Raw genomic sequence first — 23,891 nt, 5'->3', positions numbered from 1 at the left:
TCACGCCTGCCGCAACTGCTCGACGAAGGAACGCCAACTGGTCGGCGCGAAAGCCAACGTGCCGCCGTCGCGGTCCTTGCTGTCGCGCACCAGCACCCGGCCGGGCAGGTTGTCCGCCACCTCGACGCAGTTTCCACCGTTGTTGCTGCTGCGGGTCGCCGTGCGCCAGCGCGCGTCGGTCATGTCCATGTCGTGGCCACTTCCCTGATCAGCTCGATCGACTGGCGTCGGGGCAGCGCCTCACCTGTGACGCTCTCCCACCTGCGTCCCAGGTTAGCGACGTCGAGAGGATCGGTCACGATCTGACCGCGGAGCTGGTTGTCGAGATATGCCAATTCCGTCCCGTCGGGCAGGCGGCCCAGCACGAAGGGCCCGGCCAAGCCGGTGTGCCACGGGCTCTCGGCGGGGATGATTCGGACCTGCACGTGCTCCCACTCCGCCGCTGAGGCCAGGTGCCGCAGTTGACCGGCCATCACCGAGCCGTCGCCGACCGGCCGGCGGAGCACCACCTCGTCGAGCACCGCGATGAGCTGGGGTGGAGCGTCGCGCCGTAGGACCGCCTGCCGGTCGATACGACTCGCTACGATCTGGTCCACTTCGGATGGTGGGACCAGGCCGCCGGTGTTCAGGATCGCCCGGGCATACCCCTCGGTCTGGAGCAGGCCCGGCACGAGCAGCGGCTCATATGACCGCAGCGAGATGGCGTCCTGTTCGAGGTCGGCCCACGGCCGGAACCACGGCAGGTCCCGGCGACGGAACGGCTCCGGCCAGAGATCGGCCGCGTCGCGCCGCAGGACCTCGGCGACCGCGATCCGGGTACGTGGATGCGGAATGCGCCCAGAGGCGAGCCACCGGCCCGCCGTCTTGGGATCGACGTGGACCTTCTCGGCCAGCGACTCGACCGTCTCCCCCGCCTCGGCCACCGCCACCCGCAACGCCTCGTTCGCCATCTCGATCCTCCCGCCCGCCGGGCACACCGCACAGTTCGGCTCGAGCAGCGCTGGCCGGCCTGCCCGCCGCAGCGCTTCTGTCGCCCGGCTCGGTGCAGAGAGCCGCAGGTTCGCTCGGTGCACGCTGCGCCGCACGTTAGCGACGCTGGGTGTCGATGTCTCCGGCCTACCGGCGTGTTGCGGTGAGACGTGTTGGCACGGATCCAGGACGCCCCATGACCGCCCCCAAAGTGTCCCCACCAGCCTCGCGACCCCGCACCGCGCCCGCCCTGCGGGTTGATCCACTCGACTTCGCCGATGTCGCGGTATCAGGCAGGTGCCAATACCGCGACATCGGCGAACTGGTGTGGATCAACCCATGCCGCGCGGACAAACGCCGGCGCGGGGGCAGGCAGGCGCGGGGGCAGGCAGGCGAGTGCCCCATATCTGGGGCAGCTCGACAGCGTCGCAGCCCTTACCGGCGGACCCCGCCCGGTGATGCGGAATCCGTTGCCGCAGCCGTAACAACTCGCTGATTCCGTCGCAGTCAGCCTGTCACGCCACTGATACCACTTGCCGAAGGGCACCGAACTGTGCGATAACCGTGGGCAGAGCGGCCGGCTTCACCCCTTGACCGGCCCGACGATCGATGGGGCTGACATGGCCGACGCCACCGACCACCTCTGGATGCACTTCACCCGGATGGCGAGCTACTCCGCCGGCGAGGTGCCGACCATCGTGCGCGGCGAGGGCGCGTACATCTGGGATGCGCAGGGCCGCCGGTACCTCGACGGGCTCGCCGGGCTGTTCGTCGTCAACGCCGGCCACGGCCGCACCGAGCTGGCCGAGGCCGCCGCCAAGCAGGCCGGTGAGCTGGCCTACTTCCCGCTCTGGTCGTACGCCCACCCGACGGCCGTCGAGCTGGCCGAGAAGATCGCCTCGCTCACGCCGGGCGACCTGAACCGGGTCTTCTTCACCACCGGCGGCTCCGAAGCCGTCGAGGCGGCGTGGAAGCTGGCCCGGGCGTACTTCAAGCGCACCGGCCAGCCCAACAAGTACAAGGTTGTCAGCCGCTACATCGCCTACCACGGCACCTCGATGGGCGCGCTGTCGATCACCGGCCTGCCCGGCATCAAGAGCGACTTCGAGCCGCTGGTGCCGGGCGGGATCAAGGTGCCGAACACCAACTTCTACCGGGCGCCGGAGCACGGCGACGACCCCGAGGCGTTCGGCCGCTGGGCCGCCGACGAGATCGGCCGGGCCATCGAGCGCGAAGGGCCGGACACCGTCGCCGCCGTCTTCCTGGAGCCGGTACAGAACTCCGGCGGCTGCTTCCCGCCCCCTCCCGGCTACTTCGAGCGGGTGCGGGAGATCTGCGACGCGTACGACGTGCTGCTCGTCTCCGACGAGGTGATCTGCTCGTGGGGTCGGCTCGGCGAGTACTTCGGGGCGGTCCGCTACGGCTACCAGCCGGACATCATCACCACCGCCAAGGGCATCACCTCCGGGTACGCCCCGCTCGGCGCGATGATCGCCAGCGACCGGCTCATGGAGCCGTTCCTGACCGAGACCGGCATGTTCGCCCACGGGGTGACCTTCGGCGGGCACCCGGTGTCCTGTGCGGTCGCCCTCGCCAACCTCGAGGTGTTCGCCCGCGAGGACCTCGTCGGGCACGTACGCGCCAATGAGGACGCGTTCCGCGCCACCCTGGAGAAGCTGCACGACCTGCCGATCGTCGGCGACGTCCGGGGCGACGGCTACTTCTACGGCATCGAGCTGGTCAAGGACAAGACCACCCGGGAGACCTTCGACGAGGCCGAGTCGGAGCGGCTGCTGCGCGGCTTCCTGTCCACCGCGCTGTTCCAGGCAGGCCTCTACTGCCGGGCCGACGACCGGGGTGACCCGGTCATCCAGCTCGCCCCGCCGCTGATCGCCGAGCAGCGACACTTCGACGAGATCGAGCAGATCCTCCGCACAGTGCTGACCGAGGCGTGGACACGGCTCTGACCGTGCGCTACCAGGAGCTGTCGTACTGGCTGTCCAGCCTGGACGAGCCGCTGACACCTCGGCCCCCGTTGCCCGGCGACACGGACGCCGACGTGGTGATCGTGGGCGGCGGCTACACCGGGCTGTGGACGGCGTACCACCTGGCTCGGGCCGACCCGAGGCTGCGGGTCGTCGTCCTGGAGAAGGAGATCGCGGGGTACGGGGCGTCGGGGCGCAACGGCGGCTGGTGCTCCGCGCTCCTTCCCACGTCGCTGACCGGGTTGGCCCGCCGGCACGGCCGCGACGCGGCGGTCGCCATGCAGCGGGCGATGCGCGACACCGTCCCTGCGGTGGGCCGGGTGGTCGCGGCCGAGGGCATCGACTGCGACTGGGCGGACGGCGGCACTGTCACGCTCGCCCGGACCGGACCGCAGCTCGTCCGGGCCCGCGCCGCCGTGGACGAGGCCCGCGCGTTCGGCTTCGGTGACGAGCGCCTGGCGCTCCTCGACGCCGGCGAGGCCGCCGCCAGGTGCGGCGCCGAGGGGGTACGCGGTGGGACGTACACCCCGCACTGCGCGACCGTGCACCCGGCGAAGCTGGTGCGCGGTCTCGCGCGGGCGGTGGAACGCCTCGGGGTGAGGGTCCACGAGCGGACCACGGTGACCGCGATCCGGTCCGGCGCGGCGGTGACCGACGCGGGAAGCGTGCGGGCGTCGGTGGTGGTGCGGGCCACCGAGGGGTACACGCCCACGCTGCCTGGCCTGCGTCGCGCGGTGGCACCGGTGTACTCGCTGATGGTGGCCACCGAGCCGCTGCCGGAGCGTGCCTGGGAACGAATCGGCCTGACGGAGCGGGAGACGTTCTCCGACCACCGGCACGTGATCATCTACGGCCAGCGGACCGCCGACGGACGGTTGGCCTTCGGCGGGCGCGGTGCTCCGTACCATTTCGGGTCCCGGATCTCTCCCGGCCAGGACCGGGAGCCGCGGGTCTTCGCGGCGCTGCGGCGGACCCTGGGCGAGCTGTTCCCGGTGCTCGGGCCGGACGTCCCGGTGGCGTACACCTGGGGTGGACCGCTCGGGGTGGCCCGGGACTGGGCCGCCTCGGTCGGGTTCGACCGGGCCAACGGGCTGGCCTGGGCGGGGGGCTACGTCGGGGACGGGGTGGGTGCCAGCAACCTGGCCGGTCGGACCCTGGCCGACCTGATCCGCGGCGAGCGCACCGAGCTGACCAGCCTGCCCTGGGTAGGCCACCGCTCCCCAAGGTGGGAGCCGGAACCACTGCGCTGGCTGGCGATGAACGCGGCCCTGCGCGTCATGACCAGCGCCGACGCCAAGGAAACCCGAACCGGCCGCCCCTCCCGAAGCGCCAAAACCCTGGCCCGCCTCCTGGGCCAGTGACCGCTGCGGGTCAGTGGTTGGGGGGGATTACCCGGAGGTGGCCTCGGCGGCCGGTCTGGTGGGGGTTTTCCGGGCGGGGCTGGTCGGGCTCCGGGGGGCGGGGCGCCGGGCGGGCCGCCTCGCGGACCGCCTCGGCCAGCGCGACCAGGTCGTCCGTGGTGGGCGGGAGCGGCTCGAACTCACCCTCGTGCCGGACCACGTCCCAGCCGCGCGGCGCGGTGAGGCTGCGGGCGTGCTGCTCACACAGGTCGTACGTGTGTGGCTCGGCGAACGCCGCCAACGGGCCGACCACGGCGGTGGACTCGTTGTAGACATAGGTCAATGTGGCGACCGCTTGCCGGGGGCAGCCGTTACGGGAGCAGCGCCGTGGTGACCTCACGTGCGGCAGGGTATCTCCATTACCGGGTCCGGCGCACCGGTTCGCGTTGCGACACGCCCGTCGCGGTGATCACAATTCGCGGTTCGGGTCGCGCCGCGCCACGCTGGCGGCGGTGCCGCTGGCCGACCCGGCACGGGGGCTACCCTTTGCCTCATGACGAGCCCGGAACACCGCCGCCCCGGCCCCGGCCGGCGGGCGCACCGCGACCGGCACGGGCGTGGCCTGCGCGGGCGCCTGGTGCCGGCGACCGTGCCGCTGGCCCGGACCAAGGCGGAGGTCTTCGACGACCTGGTCCTGGACACCGTCGAGACGCTGGAGCGACGCTTCGCCAAGGAGTTGGCCGGCGTCGAGTTCGCGGTCGAGGACGTTCCGCCGGATCTGAACGTCTACGACTCGGATGTGCTGGAGGACGGCGAGGTGCCGCTGGCCCGGCTGTTGCCGGGTCGCCCCGGCCGCCAGGAGGTGCCGCCCCGGATCGTGCTGTACCGCCGACCCCTGGAGTTCCGGGCGATGGACCGCGAAGATCTCGCCGACCTCGTCCATGACGTGATCATCGAGCAGGTGGCGAACCTGCTCGGGGTCGACCCCGACGAACTGGCCTGAGCCGGGCGGCCCCCACCGCCTCGACTCCGCACCACCCCCGACGCCGTACCGCTCAGGCGGCGCGCCGCTTCAACTTGCGCCGTTCCCGCTCCGAGAGCCCACCCCAGATACCGAACCGCTCGTCGTGGCCGAGAGCGTATTCGAGGCATTCGGTCTTGACCTCGCAGCGCGAGCAGATTCGCTTCGCCTCGCGGGTCGAGCCGCCCTTCTCGGGAAAGAACGCCTCGGGGTCGGTCTGCGAGCACAAGGCCCGCTCCTGCCACTCCGGCGCGTTTCCGAGCAGGTCGGCCACCTCAAGCTGGCCGTCCATCAAATGCCTCCTTGTCGCGCACCGGCGTCATCGCCGCTGCAACCCCCCACGCGAAAGGCGTGCGTGTCCGTCCGGTCCCGTTTTGTTGCGTTCCGTGCGAACAACCCCATTCAAATTACACGCGTGTAATGCGTGCGCCGTCAAGCCAAACTTGATAATGGAGTCGCCCTCCCGACAACCCTGGCCGGCCACCAGGACCGTCCAGCCTCGCAACCTGCCCTATCGATTCAGACCCCGGCCGAGTAACGCCCTCTCCGGCGAGTTGCCCGACTTTTCTGCCGTGGCGCTCCCCCGGACGGCCCGCCGACCGTGGAGCACCGGCACCTCCTCCGCAAAGCTGATCTTGGTGGGGGACAGGTTAACGCGGCGCGACGCAGACCGCCCGTCAAGCCGTGGACAGCGTTCGCTCCCCGCCCACATCGTGGACGGGGTGCGAGGGGAAACAGGGTGCGCAGAGGTCAGCCGGCACCCCCAAAACCGCTGCTCGGCCAGGCGAACTCGGCAATCCCTCCACCATGGACAGAAACCGTGCCGGCGGACGTATTTTCGTCCCACCAGACGGTATAAATCCCGGCGGGAAGATCTGGGTAGACCGCACTGTGGAACGAACCGTCCCGGACCCGGCGCTCCCGGACGGCCGAGTGGACCCGCCGATCGTCACCGCGGCTGATCTCGATCTCCCGGCCGTGCAGATCCCGACCGGTGTAGACGATCAGGGCGCCGGTGTCGCCGCCCAGGTCGAGGACGACACTCCCCGTCTCCGACGGACCGTACGTGTGTTCGTGCACCACTACTCCCCCGCCCGACGTCAGGACGACGCCGGCGGGTTGTTGAACCCGTCGTACGGCGTACCCAGGTAGGGGAAGTTCGCGAGGAACGGCGCCGTCACGTCGGCGGCGCTGAGCCCCGGGGTGACCGCGCCGGCCGCCGCGTCCGGGCGGAACGTCTTGTCCACCAGCGGTACGGTCACCCCGGCGATCGCCCGCAGCGCGATGCTGACCACGTCGTCACCGACCCGCCGCCCGTTCGGGAAGCCGGCCAGGTCGCCACCGAGCACCCCGAACCGGTCCGGCCGCCGGTTCGGCGCGATGGCCGTGTTCAACCGCAGCATGTCGGCCTGCACATCGCCGGTGGCGTTGGTGAAGCCGTCGATCAGACCAGCGGGTACGCCGGTCAGCAGGATCGCCACCAGGTCGGCCCGCGCCTTCTTGGACTTGTTGAGCTTGTCCAGGTTGGGGAAGACGTCCGGGTAGAGGGCCGGCAGCAGGGCGGCCAACTCCGGCTGCTCGACGAACCGGGCGAACCGCTTGTCCTCCGACGGCGGCAGCGAGTTCCACAGGTCCTTCTTGGACATCGGCACGATGACCTCGTTGAACAGCGGATTGCCCAGCCGGGAGACCTGGGTGAACGGACCGGTGGAGGTGTCCGCCCCACCCCGGTCGCCGAGCACCCGGACCTGCCGGCGCGACGCGGACGTCCACACCCCCAGCACCGACGCGGCGTCCGCCGGACCGTACCGGTTGGCGCGGCGACGCACGTGCTTCAGCGGCACCTGCACGGCGATGCTGTGCACGTTCATCCGGTCGGTGGCGTTGACCGGCTCGCCCTCGGCCTTGAAGATCTTCTTGCCGGCCACGTGCAACTGCTGGAACGGCCGCAGCGTACCGAGATCGAAGATCGCTCCCAGGTCGACGAAGAAGCCGTCCGCGCGTTGCCCGGCGAAGACCCGCTCCCCCGTCGACAGGGTGTACGTGGCCTGGCGTACGAGGTCGGCGTACTTCGGCGTGGACAGCGGTCCGACGTTGCACGGCGGGCAGGGCAGCTTGTGCGCGAGCCGGTGCTCCTTGCCGTCGGTGATCCGGGTCAGGCTGTAGAACTGCCGGCGGTTCCAGTTCTTGCTGTCGAGCGACTCGATCGGCCCGGTGTTGTAGAGGAAGCTGTTCGGGTTGGTGATCTCGGTCGTGAACTCGAACCGGTAGGTAACGTCGGGATGACCGTCACCGTCGTTGTCGATGTGGATCTCGTAGCGCACGTCGTCGCCGAACTCGAAGAAGTTCGGCCCTCCGGACGGAAGCTGCAACGGCACGTAATTGGCGATCAGCGTGACCGTGTCGGGCTTGTCGGGGCTGACGAACGCGTAAAGGTCGGAGCTGTCGGCGACCGGATCCTTGGCTATCTCCGGGGCCTCGCGGTGGGAAGACATGGCAGACCAACCTCACTGGGCGGGGACTGATGGCGGAACGGAGGCGCTGGTCAGCGCCGGGCGAAGGCGCTGGTCAGCGCTTGGCGGCGCGGCGCAGCCGGTCCGCGAGGCCGCGGTCGCGTACCTCGATCCGGGACTCACCGACGAAGACGTCCATCGTTCCGGACGCGGCGTCGCGCAGGTGCACGACGATCGGCTCGTCGGCCCGAGCCGCCGCGCCCGGCGCGTTCTGCGCGGCCGACAGGCCCGGCACGGTGAGCGCGGCGGCGCCGAGGGTGGCGCTGGCCGCGGCGGTCAACGTCTGCCGGCGGGTCAGTCGCGGCCAGGGCCGCTTCCGCTGATCAGTGGTCATGGGGAACCTTTCCGGCGGCGGCGCGCACGCGCCGGCGGTGACGGGTCCGGTGCCGCCGACCGACGTCGCCGGGCCCCTGGGGGAACACCGGCGGCGGCCCTCGCCGCGACCGCCGCCGGCACCGCTTGGTACGGCCGGCGGCGGGAAAAGGTTCGACCTCAGCGCCGAGCGTGACCGTATGCGGTCGTCCGCTTGCGCGCCGGACGCCCGGCCGCCTTCGCGATGGACCGCAACTGCTCCTCGGTACGCGCCGAACCGTTGCCGGACCCCGCCATCCGGGAGATGGTCTCCTCCATGAGCGTGCCGCCCAGGTCGTTGCAGCCGCCCTGGAGCATCGCCACCGTGCCCTCGTCGCCGAGCTTCACCCAGGAGCACTGGATGTTGTCGATCCGGCCGTGCAGCAGCAGCCGGGACATCGCGTGCACCACCCGGTTCTCCCGCCAGGTCGGCCCGGGACGGGCGATGCCGGCCAGGTAGATCGGCGCGTTGGTGTGCACGAACGGCAGCGCCACGAACTCGGTGAACCCACCGGTACGGTCCTGCACTCCGGCCAGCACCCGGAAGTGCGCGAGCCACTGTCCAGGGTGGTCGACGTGGCCGTACATCATGGTGGAGCTGGACCGGATGCCCAGCTCGTGGGCCGTGCTGACCACCTCGACCCAGGCGGCGGCCGGGAGTTTGCCCTTGGTCAGCACCCAGCGCACGTCGTCGTCGAGGATCTCGGCGGCGGTGCCCGGGATGGTGTCCAGCCCGGCCTCGCGGAGCTGCGTCAGCCACTCGCGGACCGGCACGCCGGCCTTCGCGGCGGCGGTGACGATCTCCATCGGGGAGAACGCGTGCACGTGCATCTCCGGCACGCGGGCCTTGATCGCGCGGACGATGTCCGCGTAACCGGTGACCGGCATCTTGGGGTCGATGCCGCCCTGGAGGCACACCTCGCTGGCACCGGCCACCCATGCCTGCTCGGCCCGGTCCGCGACCTGGTCCACGGAGAGCCGGTAGGCGTCGGCATCCCGCTCACGCTGGGCGAACGCGCAGAACCGGCAGCCCACGTAGCAGACGTTGCTGAAGTTGATGTTGCGGTTGACCACGTAGGTGACGTCGTCGCCGACCGCGTCGCGGCGCACGTCGTCGGCGAGCCGGCACAGCTCGTCCAGCGCCGGCCCGTCCGCCGCGAACAACGCCAGCGCCGCGTCGGTGTGTGCGGCATCCAGCAGCGCCCCCGGGTCGTCGGCCGCGAGGCGCAGCCCGGCCGCCAGGTCACGGTCCGCGCCGCTCCCGACCGCCACCGGGGGTACGTCCCCCCGACGCGCCGCCGCCTCGGGAGTGACCTTGCCGGCGACCTCGGCCCAGTCGCCGTAGACGCTGTCGAAGTCGCCACGCCGGTCGTCGGTCCGGCCGGTCGTGTCGATGGTGGCGTGCAGATCGGTCCGCCCGCCGAACACCTCCTCCGGCTCCTGCCAGGGGCGGCCCTGCGGAAGGGCCGACTCGACAGCCATCCCGGTCTCCGGATCGGCCAGCGCGCTCACGTGCGGCAGCACCCGCGGGTCGAGCCACGGGTCGCCGGCCCGCACGTACTCCGGGTAGATCGTCAACCGCTCCCGCAGCGTGAACCCGGCCAGTTCGGTGTGCCGGGCCAACTCCTCGATCTGCGGCCACGGACGCTCCGGGTTGACGTGGTCCGGGGTGAGCGGCGAGACGCCACCCCAGTCGTCGATGCCGGCGCGCAGCAGGAGGTCGTACTCGCCGGCGATGAGGTTCGGCGGCGCCTGGATGCGGGCCTTCGGGCCGAGCAGCAGCCGGGCCACCGCCACCGTGGCGGCCAGGTCGTGCAGCTCCGCGTCGGGCATGCCGCGCATCGCCGTGTCCGGCTTGGCGCGGAAGTTCTGCACGATCACCTCCTGGAGGTGGCCGTACTCCCGGTGGGCGCGGCGGATCGCGAACAGCGCGTCCACCCGCTCGGCCGGCGTCTCCCCGATGCCGATGAGGATGCCCGTGGTGAACGGCACCCCGACCCGGCCCGCGTCGTCGAGCACCCGCAGCCGTACCGCCGGCTCCTTGTCCGGTGAGCCGTAGTGCGGGCCGCCCGGCTCGGACCACAGGCGGGTGGCGGTGGTCTCCAACATCATGCCCATGCTCGGCGCGACCGGCTTGAGCCGTTGCAGCTCCGACCAGGACAGCACCCCCGGGTTGAGGTGCGGCAACAGGCCCGTCTCCTCCAGCACGGCCACCGCGCAGGCGCGCAGGTAGTCCAGGGTGGAGTCGTAGCCGCGCTCGTCCAGCCAGGAACGGGCCGCCGGCCACCGCTCCTCCGGCCGGTCACCGAGGGTGAACAGGGCCTCCTTGCAGCCCTGCGCGGCACCCTCGCGGGCGATGGCCAGCACCTCGTCGCGGTCCAGGAACGGCGCCGGCAGGCGGTGCGGCACGGTGGCGAAGGTGCAGTAGTGGCAGCGGTCCCGGCAGAGCCGGGTCAGCGGGATGAAAACCTTCTTCGAGTACGTGACGACACCCGGCCGCCCCGCCTCCCGCAGCCCGGCGTCGCGGATCTGACCAGCCACCCGGAGCAGCTCGTCCAGCGCCTCACCACGGGCGGCGAGCAGCGCGGTCGCCTCGTCAAGGTCCAGCGCCCGGCCGGCAGCGGCCCGACCCAGGGCCCGCCGCACGCTCGCCTCGCTGGGGCCGGATTGGGTGCGATCAACCATCCGCTCACCTTATGCGCCCCAAACCCCCACCCAACCCACCCCCGCCCCAACAGCCCAGCCCAGCCCCCAGCCCCGGCCTGCGGCCCTCAGCCCGGCCCTCGGCGATCTTGCAGTTTCGGTGGCGACACGAGGGGCATAGCACAACAAAAAATGCAAGATCGGCACCCGCTCGCCGATCTTGCATTTTCGGTGGTGACACAAGGGGTATTTCACGCGAACCGACAACCGAAAGTGCAAGATCGGCGTGAGGTTGGCGGTGTGCAGGTCAGCGCGGGCCTTCGGGGTTGATGTGCTGGGTGCGGTCGTTGTCCTCGTTCGCGGGGCGCTGGATCGCCTGGGTCGGGTCGGCCGGGCTCGGCTCGGCCGACTGACGCGGGATCGCCTGGGTCGGGTCGGCCGACGGCGGCTGCCCGAACGGCGGCGCGGGCTGCGCTCCCGGGTTGGCCGGCGGGAACGGCGGGGCGGACTGCGGGAACGGCGGCGCGGACTGCTGGTGCGGTGGCGCGGACTGCGGGGTTTGGAACGGCGGCGACGGCTGGCCGTACTGGCCCGGGAACTGCGCCGGCGGGTACCCGCCCGGCTGACCGGGGGCGGGCCAACCGGCCTGCGGCTGACCACCGGGCTGACCGGGGGCCGGCCAACCACCGGGCTGCTGCGGCCAGCCCTGCGCCGGCTGCCCGTAGACGCCCGGCTGCGGCTTGGGCTTCGGGACGTAGTAGAACGCCCGCCAGATCGTGAACACCACCCAGGCGGCCACCGCGAAGATCACCAGCCAGGCGAAGCGGGTGAGCACGCCGAGCAGCGCGTCGAGGATCTCCGCCTCGGCGAGCCGGCCGACCGTCCAGATCAGCATGGTGAGCGTGCCGAACAGCGCGCTGACCGCGTACTCGCCGAGCGCCACCTGCGTGATGCGCTTCGCCTTCGGCAGCACCGGCGTGACGTGGGTCGCCAGCAGCACGGCCAGCAACGGCAGGACCACCGCCTCCACCCCGATGAACGAGAAGAAGGAGCTGCCCGCCCGACCGGTGAAGTCGGTGTAGTCGGCAGGTATGAGCAGCCGGAGCAGCCCCACGAAGAGGAACACGGCGTTCGCGCCGAGCAGGGCGAGCGCACCCAGTTCGCGCAGTGGCTTGGTCAGCTGGCGGGCCTGCGTCGCGTCGGCGGACGCGGGCTCGGCGGGGCTGGTCACGAGCTCCCCCTCGGGGCATTGACGGACAGGGCGCACGTGAGCCTAGTCTCCCCGGGCACCGGCGGACCGGAGGCGTCACGTACGCGAGGATGGTCGACATGCGCATCGTGGTTCTGGCCGGCGGCATCGGGGGCGCCCGGTTCCTGCTCGGCGTCCGGGCGTACGCCCGCGAGGTCGGCGCCGAGGTGACCGCCGTGGTCAACGTCGGCGACGACCTGTGGCTGCACGGGTTGAAGATCTGCCCCGATCTGGACAGCGTCATGTACACCCTCGGCGGCGGCGCCGACCCGGAGCGGGGCTGGGGCCGGGTCGGTGAGAGCTGGACGGTCAAGGAGGAGCTGGCCGGGTACGGCGTCGAGCCCACCTGGTTCGGCCTCGGCGACAAGGACATCGCCACCCACCTGGTCCGCAGCACCATGCTCAACGGTGGTTACCCGCTCAGCGCGGTCACCGAGGCGCTGGCGAGCCGCTGGCAACCGGGCGTACGCCTGCTGCCGGCGACCGACGACCGGCTGGAGACCCACGCCATCGTCAGCGGCCCGAGTGAGCCCGCTGCTGAGGACGACCAGGGCCAGCGGGCCATCCACTTCCAGGAGTGGTGGGTGCGGTACCGGGCGAACATCCCGACCCACCGTTTCGTGTTCGTGGGCGCGGAGACGGCGAAGCCGGCACCGGGTGTGCTGGACGCCCTCGGGGCAGCCGACCTGGTGCTGGTCGCCCCGAGCAATCCGGTGGTGAGCGTCGCGCCCGTGCTCGCCGTACCCGGGATGCGTGAGGCCCTGGTGGACGGCCCGGCGCCGGTGGTGGGGGTCTCGCCGATCATCGGCGGCGCACCGGTACGCGGTATGGCCGACCGCTGTCTCGAGGTGCTCGGGGTCGAGTGCAGCGCCGCGGGGGTGGGCCGCCTGTACGGTGGCCGGTCGGCCGGCGGCCTGCTGGACGGCTGGCTGGTCGCCGAGGAGGACGCCGACACGCTGGTGCCGGAGGTGACGGTCCGCGCGGTGCCGCTGCGGATGACCGACGAGGCGGCGACGGCGGCGATGGTCCGCGCCGCGGTGGAGTTGACGTGAGGCTGGAGATCCTGCCGGTGCTGGGCATCGGCCACGTGACCGAGGGCGACGACCTGGCGGCGTTGATCGCCACCGCCGCGCCGTGGCTGCGCGACGGCGACGTGCTGGTGGTGACCAGCAAGATCGTCTCCAAGGCGGAGGGGCGCCTGGTCGACGTCCCGGCGGACGGGCCTGAGCGGCTCGCCGCACGCGAGGAGGTGCTGGTCGGCGAGACCGCGCGGGTCGTGGCCAGCCGGGGCGCGACCCGGATCGTGCAGACCCACCACGGGTTCGTGATGGCGTCCGCCGGGATCGACGCGTCGAACGTCGACAAGACCCGGCTGGTGCTGTTGCCCGTGGACCCGGACGCGTCGGCCCGGGAGCTGCGCGACGCGCTCCGGGAACGGTACGACCTCGACGTCGCGGTGATCGTCAGCGACACCATGGGCCGGCCCTGGCGCAACGGTCTGACCGACGTCGCGCTCGGGGTCGCCGGCATGCCGGCCATCCGCGACCACCGGGGCGAGGTCGACCCGTACGGCAACGAGCTCCAGCTCACCCAGATGGCCGTGGTGGACGAACTGGCGGGCGCCGGCGAGTTGATCAAGGGTAAGTGTGACCAGGTCCCGGTGGCCGTGGTGCGGGGTTACCTCACCACCACCGGCGCAGACGACGCCGGCGCTGGCGCGGACGACGCCGGCGGCGCGCGTGCGCTGGTCCGGGACGCCGCGCAGGACCTCTTCTCGTTGGGCACCGCCGAGGCCCGGGCCGCCGGGCTGGCCGACGCCGCGACCCTCGTCGAGACCGTCGGCCCCGAGCCGATCGACCCCGCCACGGTGCGGCGGGCGCTCGACGCGGTGGCCGGGGTGGTCACCCCGGGCACGGTCTTCACGCTCGTCGACGAGGCAGAGGTACGCGCCGGCCTGGTCGCCGAGGTGCCCGGCTGGCCCGCCGACGCCACCGCGCTGGTGCTCGGCACCGCCCCGGCGCCGGTCGACCCGATGGACCTGGTCCGCTTCGGCGCTGACCTGCATCGGCTGCGCATCGCCCTGGCGGCCGAGGGCGTCGGCTCAACGCTGCTGCCCCCACCCGCCGGCAGCCCCGCAAGCGCCGCCCTAGCCCTGTAGCCCCCGCCCACCGGCCCACCCGACCGCCCGGCCCACCCGGCCGACTTTGGCGTTGATCATGAAGTTATTGCCCACTGCCTCGGCGTGTTCGGGCAATAACTTCATGATCAACGGGGTCGAGCGGGGTGCAACGCGGTGCGGTGGGCCGAGCGGGGTGGGTGGGGTGGGGGTTAGGCCTCTAGGACGGCTCGGCCTAGCGGGGTCAGCGTGTGCAGCACGGTGTTGCGGTCGCGGTGGCTGACGAGCAGGCCGGCGTTGCGCAGGACGGTGGCGTGCTGGCTCGCCGCCGCCGGGGAGATGTCGAGCCGACGGGCCATCTCGCCCGTCGTACACCCGTCGTCGCTGGCCTGTAGCACCGCGGCCCTGGTCCGGCCGAGAAGCGCGGCCAGCGAGTCCCGGCCGGCACCGGTCGCGGCCGCCGCCTCGCCGTCGGCGGCGGCGAGGCCGCCCAGCCGGTCCACGGGATAGACCAGGACGGGCGGCAGCGCCGGGTCGAGCAGGGCGACCGGTGTGGGTGCGCAGAAGAACGACGGCACCAGCAGCAGCCCTCGCCCGTCCAGGTGCAACTCGCGGCTGTGCGGGTAGTCGCGCACCTCGAGCACCCCGCCCGCCCAGCGCATTGTCGGGCGCAGGCTGGTCAGGAGGCCCTCGACGCCGCCGTCGAGGAGGGCGCGGGCGCGGCGGTTGCGGTCCGCCGCGACGGCGGCCTGGATCCGGCTCCAGTACGGGCCGATCGCCAACGCCCGGTACTGCTCCATCGAATCCGCGAGGTGCCGCACCGTCGCTACGTCGCCACGGGCCAGCGCGGCGGCCGAGGCGGGCAGCGGGTTCTCGGCGGCCACCAGGGTCAGGTCCCGCTGGAGCACCTCGATCGGCGTGCTGCGAACCGCTTCCAAGCCTGCCTCGAAACCTTCCACACTGGCGTACGGGGTGAGGAAGTCGGGAAAGTAGCCGCGCGGCGGATTCAGGGCGAAGAGCAGTCGGAGCTGGTCCGAGGCGATGTCCCGGCGTAGCCCGCGGGTCACGGTGTGCCGCCAGGCCGACGTCAGCGGGTCGCGGTTACGGCTCTGCAACGCGTGCAGGCTGAGGACCAGCTCCCAGACCGGGTCGGCCGCCGGTGCCACCCGGGTCCGGAGGATGTCCTCGCCGGAAAAGTGGATCTTCAGCATGGAGCACTCCCGTGCCGCCGGCAGAGGGATGCCGGACGGCCATTTCGACTCTACCTGGCCGGCAGTTATCTCCACCTTTAAGCCTGGACTGAAAAACCTCGACGCCCTCGGGGACGGTTGGGCATGCTTCCAGTGCCCGCGCACGGCACCGACGCGTCTTGACGCGTTCGACGCCGGGGCACCGGGACTGGGGAGGACCGGTGATCGGGCGGCACCACGAGGGTCTGCGGCCCTTGCTCCGCAGAGGTGTCGTCCGGTCACCCCGCCGCCGTGGTACGCGTCGCCGGCCAGGCCGAGAGCCGCCCGCTCGTAGAGTGACGGGATGCCCGACACCGCGATGACCGGACCCACCGTCGACCCCATCGATCCCACGACGTTCGCGGCACTGCACGCCGACGCCGTCGCGCTGCTCGAAGCTTGGCAGCCGACCAGCTCGGCGTCGGCCGAGGCACGGGATCGCACCCTCGCGTTGCTCGCCACCGGGCCGATCGCGATGAGCCGACAACACCGTCCCGGCCACGTCACCGCGAGCGCGCTGGTGCTGGACCCGACCGGGGCACGGGTGCTGCTCTGTCTACACGCCAAGTTCAGCCGGTGGGTGCAGCTCGGCGGGCACTGCGAGCCGGTCGACCAGACCCTTGTCGGAGCCGCGCTGCGCGAGGCCACCGAGGAATCCGGCATCGCCGGGCTGCGCATCGACCCGGTGCCGATCGACATCGACGTGCACGAGGTGCAGTGTCAGGGCGGCTCGCGCCACTACGACATCCGGTTTGCCGTGGTCGCCCCGGCCGACGCGGTCGAGCAGGTCAGCGACGAGTCCGAGGCGCTGGGGTGGTTCCCGCCCGACCGGCTGCCCGAGCCGCTGGCCGGCGGGACCGCACAACTCGTCGAGCCGGCCCTCGCCGCCCTCGTGCGCGGCCCGCTTCGCCTCTAATCACTCTCACACTCGGTTGCTGGTCCGTAGCTGAGCTGGCATCATGGCGACTCCCGGCCTCTACGAGGTGGCGATGTCGTCCGACACCAGGATCGTCCTCGCGCAGCCCCCGTTCTTCCGCCTCTTCGGCTCGCACAACAACCGTGGGCCTCTGGAACTGGCCTACCTGGCGCGCAGACTCGACGACGAAGGCGCGGCGTGCGCAATCGTCAATCTCGACTGGACGGACGCGGCCGTCCACTGCACCTGGCGGAATCTCTTCACCCGATCCGCACTGCTCCACGCGGCGCTGGACGGAACCTCGCCGCTGCTCTACGAATCCGTCGAACGCCTCCTGGGGTTCGCACCGGACGTAGTGGTTTTGGCCGCCGGCGATGCCCTGACGCCCTGGGTCGATCTCGGCAACGCGTTCGTCGCAGCGCGGCTGGCCGAAATGTTGCGGGGACACGGCATCCGTTGCGTCGGGGTCGGGAGCCGCTTCGGTACAGCCCCGCAGACACGGGCCGCCTTCGACGCTGTGGTCGATGACGTTTTCGGCGCCGGCGCGGTTGCGACCGTACTAGCCGCCCACGAGACACGACCGTGGAACCCCGCGCCGCCGCTGCTGGGGGCCGACGTCAGCGGTTCGATCTGGGACGTGACTATGACATCTTTCGGATGTGTACGCGCCTGCTCGTTCTGCGATGCCGCCGCGCAGCCCTATCGACCGGTTCCTCCGGCCGTATTCGCCGCCGATGTCCAACAGCGCGCCAACCGCCCGCGGCTCGACATCGGTGACGCGATCTTTCTGGCTCGGGGCGCCCGACTATCCGCTCTTGCTGAGGGTTTGGACGGTGTCGGGAGGCGGCCCGGCTTCTCTATCGAACTCTCCGTCGACCAGGTAACACCGGGCCGCTTGGCCGAACTCGCAGCCTTCGGCGTCGAGGAGGTGAAGATCGGGATAGAGTCGGCCGACGACTCGGCGCTGCGTGTAATGGGCAAGCACCAGCACGTCCAACAGATTCGCACGGCCTGCGATCGCGTGCGCGACCAGGGACTCAACCTGACCGTCTACGTCCTCCTGGGTGGGCCCGTACCTGACCCAGCGAAGGCGGCGTTACGCACGCTGGACCTCTGCCGCTCACTGCCGGCCGACGATTTCGTGATCAACGTATGGGCCTACAACCGACCCGGGGCACGGCCGACTGACACTCATTTCTCCGGGGACCTCGTCGAGGAGTATGGCCTCACCGAGGTCATGGGGGAGTTCTTCGCGCTTCAGGCGCCAGCCAAGATGTCCATCGGCCGCCTCCTGGACATCACGTGACCCGCTCGGAGAGAGCTGTGGTCATCGCAACGGCACCGCTCCGCGCGGATCTGACGGGCGGCTTTACCGACTGCGAACCCTTTCTACGGGCCCGGCCGACGCGCATGGTCAGCGTCGCGCTCGATCATCGGGTGACCGTACGGGCCACGCGGTCGCAGGGTGGCTATTCGATTCGATTGGTTGACCCGCGCGGCCCGGTGGTGGACGTGCCGCGGTTCGAAGCCGCGCGCGGACGTTCCAGCCTCGAACGTCTTCTCGGCAAACTACTTGTACTGATGGGGATTCCGGCCCACCTCGAGGCGACGATTCCGCTGCCGATGGGTTCCGGCACTGGCACGTGCGGCACCGTGTTGACAGCGGCTACCGCCGCGCTGCTCGGGCTCAACGACGGGATGGGTATCTCCATGTCGTCGGTGCCGCACGTGGCCGCCGCCGTCGAACGCCTGTGCGGACATCACGGCGGCCTCCAGGACCAGTTCGCCGCCGCCTTCGGCGGTCTCACCTCCTACTTGTTTCACGACAAGGGCGTGGATGTACGCCGTCTGGGCGACGCCGGCGGCGTTCTACGGAACGCATTCTTGGCGGTTCCGCCACCTGCGGACCGTCGGGTCGGCTCGGACCGGCTGGTGCAGTTGGTCGTTGACCGTTACCGCGCGGGCGAGACCGACACCGTCGAGGCCCTCGCCGATCTCGTCGCGCTGGGAAACCAGATCGACGACCTGCTCGGCACCGCCTGTCCAGAGCGTTCGAGTCTCGCCACCCTGCTGGGGGCAGTGTTGGACCGACAGCGACGGTTGCATCCGGTGATCCGCGCCGGGATCGAGGAGACACCGGTATGGACGCTGGTGCGAGACGGCGCCGTCGTAGGCAAGCCACTGGGCGGCGCTGGACGAGGATCGGCCTGGCTCCTACTGACATCCACCGCCGCCGCGTGCCAGAGACTCGCGTCGGAGGGTTGGGTGGTACACAGAGTGCGAATCTCGGACGTCGGAGTGCGTACGGAGAGCGAGCACAGACGTGAAACCACGACCATGGGAGGCACTGGCCTCCTCGACTGCCCTGAAGACACCGCAGTTCCAGGTACGACGTGATCAGGTCCGGCTGCCAGACGGTGCGGTCGTGGACGACTACTACGTCTGCGTACGCCCGGACATAGCCGTGGTCATCGCACTGCAGGACGGCCGGCTGCCCCTGGTTCGTCAGTACAAGCACGGCGTCCGGGAGATCACTCTCGAACTACCGGCGGGAATGATCAAGAATGACGAGACTCCGGAGGACGCGGGGCGCCGCGAGTTGCGTGAGGAGACCGGCTGGCTTGCACCCACGCTGACCTGCATCGGAAGCTTCCACGACGACTCTACGAGGAACACCAACCGCGTGTACTGCCTGCTGTCCCCGGATGCCTACCCCGCGGGAGCACAGCAGCTCGACGCACACGAGGCGGCTGGCGGTCTCGAGGTCGTGGAGGTGGCGCTTGACGACCTCGTCAACCTCCTCGCTAGCGGCACTGTTCGTACGCAATCGTCGGTGGCGGCGGCATACCGTGCACTGGCCTGGCTCGCCCATCCGACGACAGAAGGTGATCGACCGATTGCCCACCGACGATCTCCATCTTAGGCTCGGTGCAGATCGCCAAGGGAGGCGTGATGCTTGGATGGATCCGGCGCTACGGAATCGCACTGCTCTGCGTACTGCTTGCCATCCTGGCCCTGGCGAAGGTGAAGATCGCCGGCTTGGACTACTCCGAACAGGAGATCATCCTCGCTCTGCTCGGCCTGTTAGCGATCGACAACCTGGCCGAGCGGACCGGAATCCTCAACAACGTCCTCAACCAACTCAACGACGTGTCTCGCCGAATTCCCCGCCAAGGCGACCACCACGTCGTGATGACCCGACGCAATCAGGTTCCTCGCCTCGCCGACGTGGTGGAGGCCGCCCGCCGTGAGGTGATTCTTGTCGGGCCGAGCCTCGACACCGTAGTCGGCATGGCGGGGCGGTTGGAGGAGGTAGCCCGCGGAGGTGTCCGGATCAGGATCATGCTCAGCGCGCCGACCCAGGAGAGCGTGCAGCGATACGCCGACCACATGGTCTTTGACAACTGGGTGTCCCCGGACGACGGCGAATTTCGCTTGGCCATCGACCACCTGAGGAACAACTACCGCATTTTGCACCGATCACTCGATGCCGGTGGTGACGGCCGTGTGCAGATCCGACTGATCGATAAGATGATCTTCTGCAGTTATGTCATCATCGATCCGACGCTGCGCTCCGGCAGCCTGGCGGCACACCTCCATATGTACAAGATGCCGGTAGATATGACGCCGTTCGTTCAGCTGGAACGGACCACTGATGGCGAATGGTTCAGCTTCTTCTTCAGCGCGTTCGAACGAGCATGGCAAGACAGCCGTCCGGTCACCGACCAGGACCGCTACGGCCCGCCGCCGGCTCAGCGGGCCGCGCACGACGCCACTTGACTACAAATACTGCTGAGCCAACTCGGCAACCACTTCCTTGACCTCCTGCGCACGCGAACGGTCACAGACGAAGAGTGCGTCGGCGGTGTCGACGACCACCACGTCCCGCAGGCCCAGCGTGACCATCAGCCGTCCCGTCCGGGTCACCAATACCGAACCGGTGGTCTCGCGGGCCATCACCCGTCCCTGCTCGACCGACTCGTCCGCCCCAATGATGACGTTGTCGACGGGTGTGCGGCTGAGGGCGTCACCCAAGGAGTTGAAGTCACCGACGTCGTTCCACGGGAAGTCGGCCGGGACCGTGGATACAAGGCCCTTCTCAGCGGCGCCCTCCATCACGGCGAAGTCCACTGAAATCTTCTGCAAGGTGGGCCACACCCGGTCGAGCACCTCGGCCCGCTCGTCGGTGTCCCAGGCGGCAGCGATCTCGGTCAGTCCGGCGAACAGGGCGGGCTGCTGTCGGGCCAATTCGTCGAGGAACACGTCAACGCGCCAGACGAACATCGACGCGTTCCAGTAGAAGCGCCCCGACTCCACATACTTGACGGCCAGGTCGTATTCAGGTTTTTCCTTGAAACGCAGCACCCGCAGCGACGGACCCGACCCGACGGGCTCACCCGCCTCAAGGTAGCCGTAACCGGTCTCCGGGTAGGTCGGGGTAATCCCCACCGCCACCATCTGACCTTCCTCGGCGGCCGCGATCGCCGCACGAAGGATCTCGACGAAACGGTCGTCATCACCGACGACGTGGTCGGCGGAGAAAGCGCCCATCACGGCGGTCGGCTCACGTCGCGCGATGATCGCCGCCGCGAGGCCGATCGCCGCGCACGACTCCCGCCTCGACGGCTCCACGACGATGTTGTCCTCCGGAAGCTGCGGCACCTGACGTGCCACCGCCGCGGCGTGTGCGACTCCAGTTACCACGTAGGTACGGTCCGGGCCTGCCAGCGGCGCCACGCGGCCGACCGTGGCCTGAAGCAGGGAATCGGACGTCCCGGTCAGCGCCAGGAGAAACTTCGGACGGTCCGCGCGGGACAGCGGCCACAGTCGAGTGCCACTTCCACCCGCCGGGATCACGGCGTAGAACATCGCCACATCATGCCTGAACGACCTGAGCATGAAACTACCACCGCCGTAATAGCCACCGATCAGGAACGGGCACGACTCCACGCGGCGATGTGCACCTCGGCGCTGGACTCCCAGGTGAACTCCTTGGCCCGGTCGAAGCCGGCCTTCGCCAGCGACAACCGGCGCTGCTCGTCGTCGAGCAGGGCGGCCAGGTCGGTGGCGATCTGGTCCGGGTCCTCCGAGGTGTACGCGACCGCGTCGCCACCCACCTCGGGCAGGGACAGGCGGGGCGTGGTCAGCACCGGGGCGGCGCACGCCATCGCCTCCAGGATCGGCAGGCCGAACCCCTCACCGTACGACGGGTAGGCGGCGACCAGCGCGCCGCCGAGGAAGCCGGGCAGGTCGCCGTACCGCAGGTAGCCGGGGCGCAGCAGGCGCAGGTGCGACGGAACCTCGGCCACCGCGCGGTCGATGTCGTCGTCGTGCCCCTGGCCGCCGGCGATCACCAGCGCCGGCGGGTCGGTCCGGTCGGCCACCGCGCGAGCCCAACCCCGGATCAGATTGGGTACGTTCTTGCGCGGCTCCTTGGCGCCGAGGAAGGCGACGTAACTGCTGTTGCCCAGCCCCAGCCGGGCACGTACGCGGGCCTTCTCCTCCTCGCTCGGCGCGTGGAAGGCGGCGTGGTCGACGCCGTGGTAGGCCACGTCGATGCGGGTCGGATCGGCGTCGAGCAGCCGGATCAGCTCGTCGCGGGTGGCCTTGCTGGGCACAATCACCCGGTTGGCGCGGCGCATCGAGGTCTTGATGGCGCTGCGGAAGAACGTCCGGCGCGACTTGTCGTAGTGCTCCGGCTCAGTGAAGAACGTCGCGTCGTGCACGGTGACCGTCACCGGGCACCCGGCCCGCAGCGGACAGGTGTAGAACGGCGAGTGCAGCACGTGCGCGCCGACCTGCTGGGCGAGCAGCGGCAGGCCGGTCTGCTCCCAGGCGAGGCGGGCCGGGCGGTGCGCCACGGCGGCCGGAGCGGGGATGATCTCCGCGCCGGGCAGCATCCGGGTGTAACGCTCCTGGTCGGTGCGGAGGCTCACCACGGCCAACTCCACCCCCGACCCGCACACCTTGCCGAGGGCGCCGAGCAGACCGTCGACGTATCGACCGACACCACCACGGTCGGCGGGGACACTCGTGGCGTCGATGAGCACGCGGGGCGGGCGACCGGCGGTCACGGGGCGACTCCTTGAAGGTGGGTCTGTGGGGAACAACACTCCGGGGGTAAAGCCTACGCCGGAGTACGGGGCGGACGCTGACCGCGACCCGACCGTACGCCGACTTGTCATCGTCATCGAGTACGGGTCGCGGAGGCGTATCGTTCGCGCCGATGGCCGACAACATTGCCCGGGTCTTCGCCGACGCGATCGCGACCGACCCGACTCGACCGCTACTGACCTGGTACGACGACTCCACCGGGGACCGCACCGAACTCTCCGGCGCGACCCTGGCGAACTGGGTGTCGAAGACCGCCAATCTCCTCGTCGACGAGGTCGGCCTCGCGCCGGGCACACCGGCCGGCGTCCTGCTCCCTCCGCACTGGCAGACCGCTGCGGTGCTGCTGGGCTGCTGGTCGGCCAAGCTGACCGTCCTCGACATGCCGGGAACCGCGGATGTCCTCTTCGCCGCCGCCGACCGGTTCGACGAGGCGCAGTCCTGGTCGGCGGACGAGCGCTACGCCCTGGGCCTCGCCCCGCTCGCCGCCCCACTGCGGCAGGTGCCGCCCGGCTTCGCCGACTACGTGGTCGAGGTACGCGGACACGGCGACCACTTCACCCCGCAGCCGGGTCCGGGCCCCACCGACGCGCACCTGCTGGCCCGAGCCGAGGCCCGCGCCGACGAACTGGGCATCGAGCGAGGCGCGCGCGTACTCATCGACGCCGCCCGCTACCCCGACCCGGTCGACTGGCTCCTCGCGCCGCTGACCCGGGCCGCCACGGTGGTCCTCTGCGCCAACCTGGACCCGACCCGCCTGACCAACCGCCAAAACAGCGAAAACGTCACCCACACCCTCCCCTAACCCCACTCCCGAACCCCACCCCCACACCTCCCGCCCCCACCCCCGTGCCGCCGCGCCCCGCCCCGCCGCCCCGCTGGCGCCCGCGCCCGTGCCCACGCCCCGCCCCGCTGCCCCGGGCCGTGCCGCCAGCACCCGCACCCGCACCCGCACCCGCACCCGCACCCGCGATCTTGCAGTTTCGGTTGCCGATACGCGTGGAATGCCCCTTAGGCCGCGACAGAAAGTGCAAGATCGCGGGACTCCAGGGCCAGGCCGGGTCGATCATGGAGTTGTGGTGGCCGAATAGCAGGGATATGCACCCTTTACGGGGCACCACAACTTCATGATCGACGCCTGCGGGGGCGGGAGCCTGCGGAAGCCGGGGCCTGCGGGGACGGGAGCGTGCGGGAGCCGGAGCGCCGGGGTCGGGGCGGGAGCGATGTGGGGGCGGGAGCGCACGGGGTTCGGAGGCAGGGGTCAGACACCCCAGGAGCTGAGGTGTCAAGCTGCGGTGGGTTGTGGGCGGTGTGACCAGGCGGTTGTCGGGTTGTAGGAGCTGGTGGTTTTGAGGCAGCCGTGGAGTATGCCGACGAGGCGGTTGCCGATCTGGCGCAGGGCGGCGTTGTGGCCGATTTCGTGGGCGCGGAGTTCGTCGTAGTAGGCG

The 23,891-nt window shown here is 70.6% G+C and carries 23 protein-coding genes and 1 pseudogene; 11 read left to right on the top strand and 13 right to left on the bottom strand.

Annotated elements, in window-relative coordinates; translation table 11 throughout:
- Together ACLQ25_RS26020 and ACLQ25_RS26015 are read right to left on the bottom strand one after the other, a co-directional pair.
- A complete protein-coding gene (locus ACLQ25_RS26020; RefSeq protein WP_425733419.1) occupies positions 1–189 on the bottom strand; it encodes a DUF397 domain-containing protein in 189 nt (62 codons plus the stop codon).
- Positions 180–950, bottom strand: coding sequence for a DUF5753 domain-containing protein (locus tag ACLQ25_RS26015; protein ID WP_425733418.1), 771 nt, complete (start codon positions 948–950; stop codon positions 180–182). Before ACLQ25_RS26015 ends, ACLQ25_RS26020 begins: the two co-directional genes overlap by 10 nt.
- Positions 951–1,589: 639 nt before the next feature.
- Here ACLQ25_RS26015 and ACLQ25_RS26010 point away from each other — a divergent pair.
- Both ACLQ25_RS26010 and ACLQ25_RS26005 read left to right on the top strand, forming a co-directional pair.
- Positions 1,590–2,936: an aspartate aminotransferase family protein gene (locus tag ACLQ25_RS26010; RefSeq protein WP_357129950.1), complete on the top strand. Its 1,347-nt coding sequence runs from the start codon at positions 1,590–1,592 to the stop codon at positions 2,934–2,936.
- Positions 2,921–4,315 (top strand): NAD(P)/FAD-dependent oxidoreductase, encoded by a 1,395-nt coding sequence (locus tag ACLQ25_RS26005; protein WP_425733417.1) that lies wholly within the window; start codon positions 2,921–2,923, stop codon positions 4,313–4,315. The genes ACLQ25_RS26010 and ACLQ25_RS26005 overlap by 16 nt, the downstream gene beginning before the upstream one ends.
- Before the next feature lie 10 nt (positions 4,316–4,325).
- Here ACLQ25_RS26005 and ACLQ25_RS26000 read toward each other — a convergent pair whose 3' ends face one another.
- The gene (locus ACLQ25_RS26000) at positions 4,326–4,694 is read right to left on the bottom strand and encodes a DUF3499 domain-containing protein (protein WP_425733416.1); all 369 of its coding nucleotides are present in this window, start codon (positions 4,692–4,694) and stop codon (positions 4,326–4,328) included.
- Between the two features lie 153 nt (positions 4,695–4,847).
- On the opposite strand from ACLQ25_RS26000, the gene ACLQ25_RS25995 reads away from it, so the two are divergent.
- Positions 4,848–5,297 carry a metallopeptidase family protein gene (locus tag ACLQ25_RS25995; RefSeq protein ID WP_007455785.1) on the top strand — a complete coding sequence of 150 codons (450 nt, stop codon included), beginning with the start codon at positions 4,848–4,850 and terminating at the stop codon, positions 5,295–5,297.
- A gap of 52 nt (positions 5,298–5,349) precedes the next feature.
- Here ACLQ25_RS25995 and ACLQ25_RS25990 read toward each other — a convergent pair whose 3' ends face one another.
- The 6 genes from ACLQ25_RS25990 to ACLQ25_RS25965 all read right to left on the bottom strand — a co-directional run bounded on the left by ACLQ25_RS25990 (position 5,350) and on the right by ACLQ25_RS25965 (position 12,053).
- Positions 5,350–5,607: a WhiB family transcriptional regulator gene (locus ACLQ25_RS25990; RefSeq protein WP_007455784.1), complete on the bottom strand. Its 258-nt coding sequence runs from the start codon at positions 5,605–5,607 to the stop codon at positions 5,350–5,352.
- Between the two features lie 458 nt (positions 5,608–6,065).
- Positions 6,066–6,395, bottom strand: coding sequence for a phospholipase (locus tag ACLQ25_RS25985; protein ID WP_425733415.1), 330 nt, complete (start codon positions 6,393–6,395; stop codon positions 6,066–6,068).
- 20 nt (positions 6,396–6,415) lie between these two features.
- Positions 6,416–7,810: a DUF4331 domain-containing protein gene (locus tag ACLQ25_RS25980; protein ID WP_425733414.1), complete on the bottom strand. Its 1,395-nt coding sequence runs from the start codon at positions 7,808–7,810 to the stop codon at positions 6,416–6,418.
- A gap of 73 nt (positions 7,811–7,883) precedes the next feature.
- Positions 7,884–8,162 (bottom strand): hypothetical protein, encoded by a 279-nt coding sequence (locus tag ACLQ25_RS25975; protein WP_425733413.1) that lies wholly within the window; start codon positions 8,160–8,162, stop codon positions 7,884–7,886.
- A gap of 158 nt (positions 8,163–8,320) precedes the next feature.
- Complete coding sequence (locus tag ACLQ25_RS25970; protein ID WP_425733412.1) at positions 8,321–10,864, bottom strand: bifunctional FO biosynthesis protein CofGH; 2,544 nt, start codon at positions 10,862–10,864, stop codon at positions 8,321–8,323.
- A gap of 265 nt (positions 10,865–11,129) precedes the next feature.
- Positions 11,130–12,053, bottom strand: coding sequence for a hypothetical protein (locus ACLQ25_RS25965; RefSeq protein ID WP_425733411.1), 924 nt, complete (start codon positions 12,051–12,053; stop codon positions 11,130–11,132).
- A 98-nt stretch (positions 12,054–12,151) separates the two neighbouring features.
- On the opposite strand from ACLQ25_RS25965, the gene cofD reads away from it, so the two are divergent.
- A complete protein-coding gene (gene cofD / locus ACLQ25_RS25960) occupies positions 12,152–13,123 on the top strand; it encodes a 2-phospho-L-lactate transferase (protein WP_425733410.1) in 972 nt (323 codons plus the stop codon).
- On the top strand, positions 13,120–14,229 hold the full coding sequence (locus tag ACLQ25_RS25955) for a coenzyme F420-0:L-glutamate ligase (protein WP_425733409.1): 1,110 nt from the start codon (positions 13,120–13,122) through the stop codon (positions 14,227–14,229). Before cofD ends, ACLQ25_RS25955 begins: the two co-directional genes overlap by 4 nt.
- 170 nt (positions 14,230–14,399) lie before the next feature.
- Here the strand turns inward: ACLQ25_RS25955 and ACLQ25_RS25950 are convergent, their stop codons facing one another.
- Positions 14,400–15,398 carry an ArsR/SmtB family transcription factor gene (locus tag ACLQ25_RS25950; RefSeq protein WP_425733408.1) on the bottom strand — a complete coding sequence of 333 codons (999 nt, stop codon included), beginning with the start codon at positions 15,396–15,398 and terminating at the stop codon, positions 14,400–14,402.
- 337 nt (positions 15,399–15,735) lie between these two features.
- Here ACLQ25_RS25950 and ACLQ25_RS25945 point away from each other — a divergent pair, with 337 nt between their 5' ends.
- The 5 genes from ACLQ25_RS25945 to ACLQ25_RS25925 are packed head-to-tail and all read left to right on the top strand — an operon-like array spanning position 15,736 to position 20,112.
- Positions 15,736–16,332: an NUDIX hydrolase gene (locus ACLQ25_RS25945; RefSeq protein ID WP_425733438.1), complete on the top strand. Its 597-nt coding sequence runs from the start codon at positions 15,736–15,738 to the stop codon at positions 16,330–16,332.
- A gap of 43 nt (positions 16,333–16,375) precedes the next feature.
- Positions 16,376–17,638 (top strand): B12-binding domain-containing radical SAM protein, encoded by a 1,263-nt coding sequence (locus ACLQ25_RS25940; RefSeq protein ID WP_425733407.1) that lies wholly within the window; start codon positions 16,376–16,378, stop codon positions 17,636–17,638.
- A gap of 17 nt (positions 17,639–17,655) precedes the next feature.
- The gene (locus ACLQ25_RS25935; protein WP_425733406.1) at positions 17,656–18,729 is read left to right on the top strand and encodes a hypothetical protein; all 1,074 of its coding nucleotides are present in this window, start codon (positions 17,656–17,658) and stop codon (positions 18,727–18,729) included.
- Positions 18,730–18,757: 28 nt separating this feature from the next.
- A complete protein-coding gene (locus ACLQ25_RS25930; protein WP_425733405.1) occupies positions 18,758–19,255 on the top strand; it encodes an NUDIX hydrolase in 498 nt (165 codons plus the stop codon).
- A 5-nt stretch (positions 19,256–19,260) separates the two neighbouring features.
- Positions 19,261–20,112: a hypothetical protein gene (locus ACLQ25_RS25925; protein ID WP_425733404.1), complete on the top strand. Its 852-nt coding sequence runs from the start codon at positions 19,261–19,263 to the stop codon at positions 20,110–20,112.
- On the opposite strand, the gene ACLQ25_RS25920 is transcribed toward ACLQ25_RS25925, so the two are convergent.
- Together ACLQ25_RS25920 and ACLQ25_RS25915 are read right to left on the bottom strand one after the other, a co-directional pair.
- A complete protein-coding gene (locus ACLQ25_RS25920; RefSeq protein ID WP_425733403.1) occupies positions 20,113–21,201 on the bottom strand; it encodes a mannose-1-phosphate guanylyltransferase in 1,089 nt (362 codons plus the stop codon).
- Between the two features lie 59 nt (positions 21,202–21,260).
- A complete protein-coding gene (locus ACLQ25_RS25915; RefSeq protein WP_425733402.1) occupies positions 21,261–22,406 on the bottom strand; it encodes a glycosyltransferase family 4 protein in 1,146 nt (381 codons plus the stop codon).
- A gap of 152 nt (positions 22,407–22,558) precedes the next feature.
- Here ACLQ25_RS25915 and ACLQ25_RS25910 point away from each other — a divergent pair, with 152 nt between their 5' ends.
- Positions 22,559–23,248 (top strand): TIGR03089 family protein, encoded by a 690-nt coding sequence (locus ACLQ25_RS25910; RefSeq protein WP_425733401.1) that lies wholly within the window; start codon positions 22,559–22,561, stop codon positions 23,246–23,248.
- A gap of 480 nt (positions 23,249–23,728) precedes the next feature.
- Here ACLQ25_RS25910 and ACLQ25_RS25905 read toward each other — a convergent pair.
- Positions 23,729–23,891, bottom strand: a pseudogene (locus tag ACLQ25_RS25905) (IS110 family transposase); the annotation flags it as partial.

The organism is Micromonospora sp. DT44, assembly GCF_049841635.1.
Taxonomy (GTDB): domain Bacteria; phylum Actinomycetota; class Actinomycetes; order Mycobacteriales; family Micromonosporaceae; genus Micromonospora.
Note: the sequence above shows the minus strand (reverse complement) of the source record. Positions and strands in the feature narration are given on the sequence as shown.

What these genes read in the sequence shown, in the direction of transcription:
- ACLQ25_RS26020 (WP_425733419.1), bottom strand. Translation starts at nt 189, where the DNA reads ATGGACATGACCGACGCGCGCTGGCGCACGGCGACCCGCAGCAGCAAC.
- ACLQ25_RS26015 (WP_425733418.1), bottom strand. Translation starts at nt 950, where the DNA reads ATGGCGAACGAGGCGTTGCGGGTGGCGGTGGCCGAGGCGGGGGAGACG.
- ACLQ25_RS26010 (WP_357129950.1), top strand. Translation starts at nt 1,590, where the DNA reads ATGGCCGACGCCACCGACCACCTCTGGATGCACTTCACCCGGATGGCG.
- ACLQ25_RS25995 (WP_007455785.1), top strand. Translation starts at nt 4,848, where the DNA reads ATGACGAGCCCGGAACACCGCCGCCCCGGCCCCGGCCGGCGGGCGCAC.
- ACLQ25_RS25990 (WP_007455784.1), bottom strand. Translation starts at nt 5,607, where the DNA reads ATGGACGGCCAGCTTGAGGTGGCCGACCTGCTCGGAAACGCGCCGGAG.
- ACLQ25_RS25980 (WP_425733414.1), bottom strand. Translation starts at nt 7,810, where the DNA reads ATGTCTTCCCACCGCGAGGCCCCGGAGATAGCCAAGGATCCGGTCGCC.
- ACLQ25_RS25975 (WP_425733413.1), bottom strand. Translation starts at nt 8,162, where the DNA reads ATGACCACTGATCAGCGGAAGCGGCCCTGGCCGCGACTGACCCGCCGG.
- ACLQ25_RS25970 (WP_425733412.1), bottom strand. Translation starts at nt 10,864, where the DNA reads ATGGTTGATCGCACCCAATCCGGCCCCAGCGAGGCGAGCGTGCGGCGG.
- cofD (WP_425733410.1), top strand. Translation starts at nt 12,152, where the DNA reads ATGCGCATCGTGGTTCTGGCCGGCGGCATCGGGGGCGCCCGGTTCCTG.
- ACLQ25_RS25950 (WP_425733408.1), bottom strand. Translation starts at nt 15,398, where the DNA reads ATGCTGAAGATCCACTTTTCCGGCGAGGACATCCTCCGGACCCGGGTG.
- ACLQ25_RS25945 (WP_425733438.1), top strand. Translation starts at nt 15,736, where the DNA reads ATGACCGGACCCACCGTCGACCCCATCGATCCCACGACGTTCGCGGCA.
- ACLQ25_RS25940 (WP_425733407.1), top strand. Translation starts at nt 16,376, where the DNA reads ATGGCGACTCCCGGCCTCTACGAGGTGGCGATGTCGTCCGACACCAGG.
- ACLQ25_RS25920 (WP_425733403.1), bottom strand. Translation starts at nt 21,201, where the DNA reads ATGTTCTACGCCGTGATCCCGGCGGGTGGAAGTGGCACTCGACTGTGG.
- ACLQ25_RS25910 (WP_425733401.1), top strand. Translation starts at nt 22,559, where the DNA reads ATGGCCGACAACATTGCCCGGGTCTTCGCCGACGCGATCGCGACCGAC.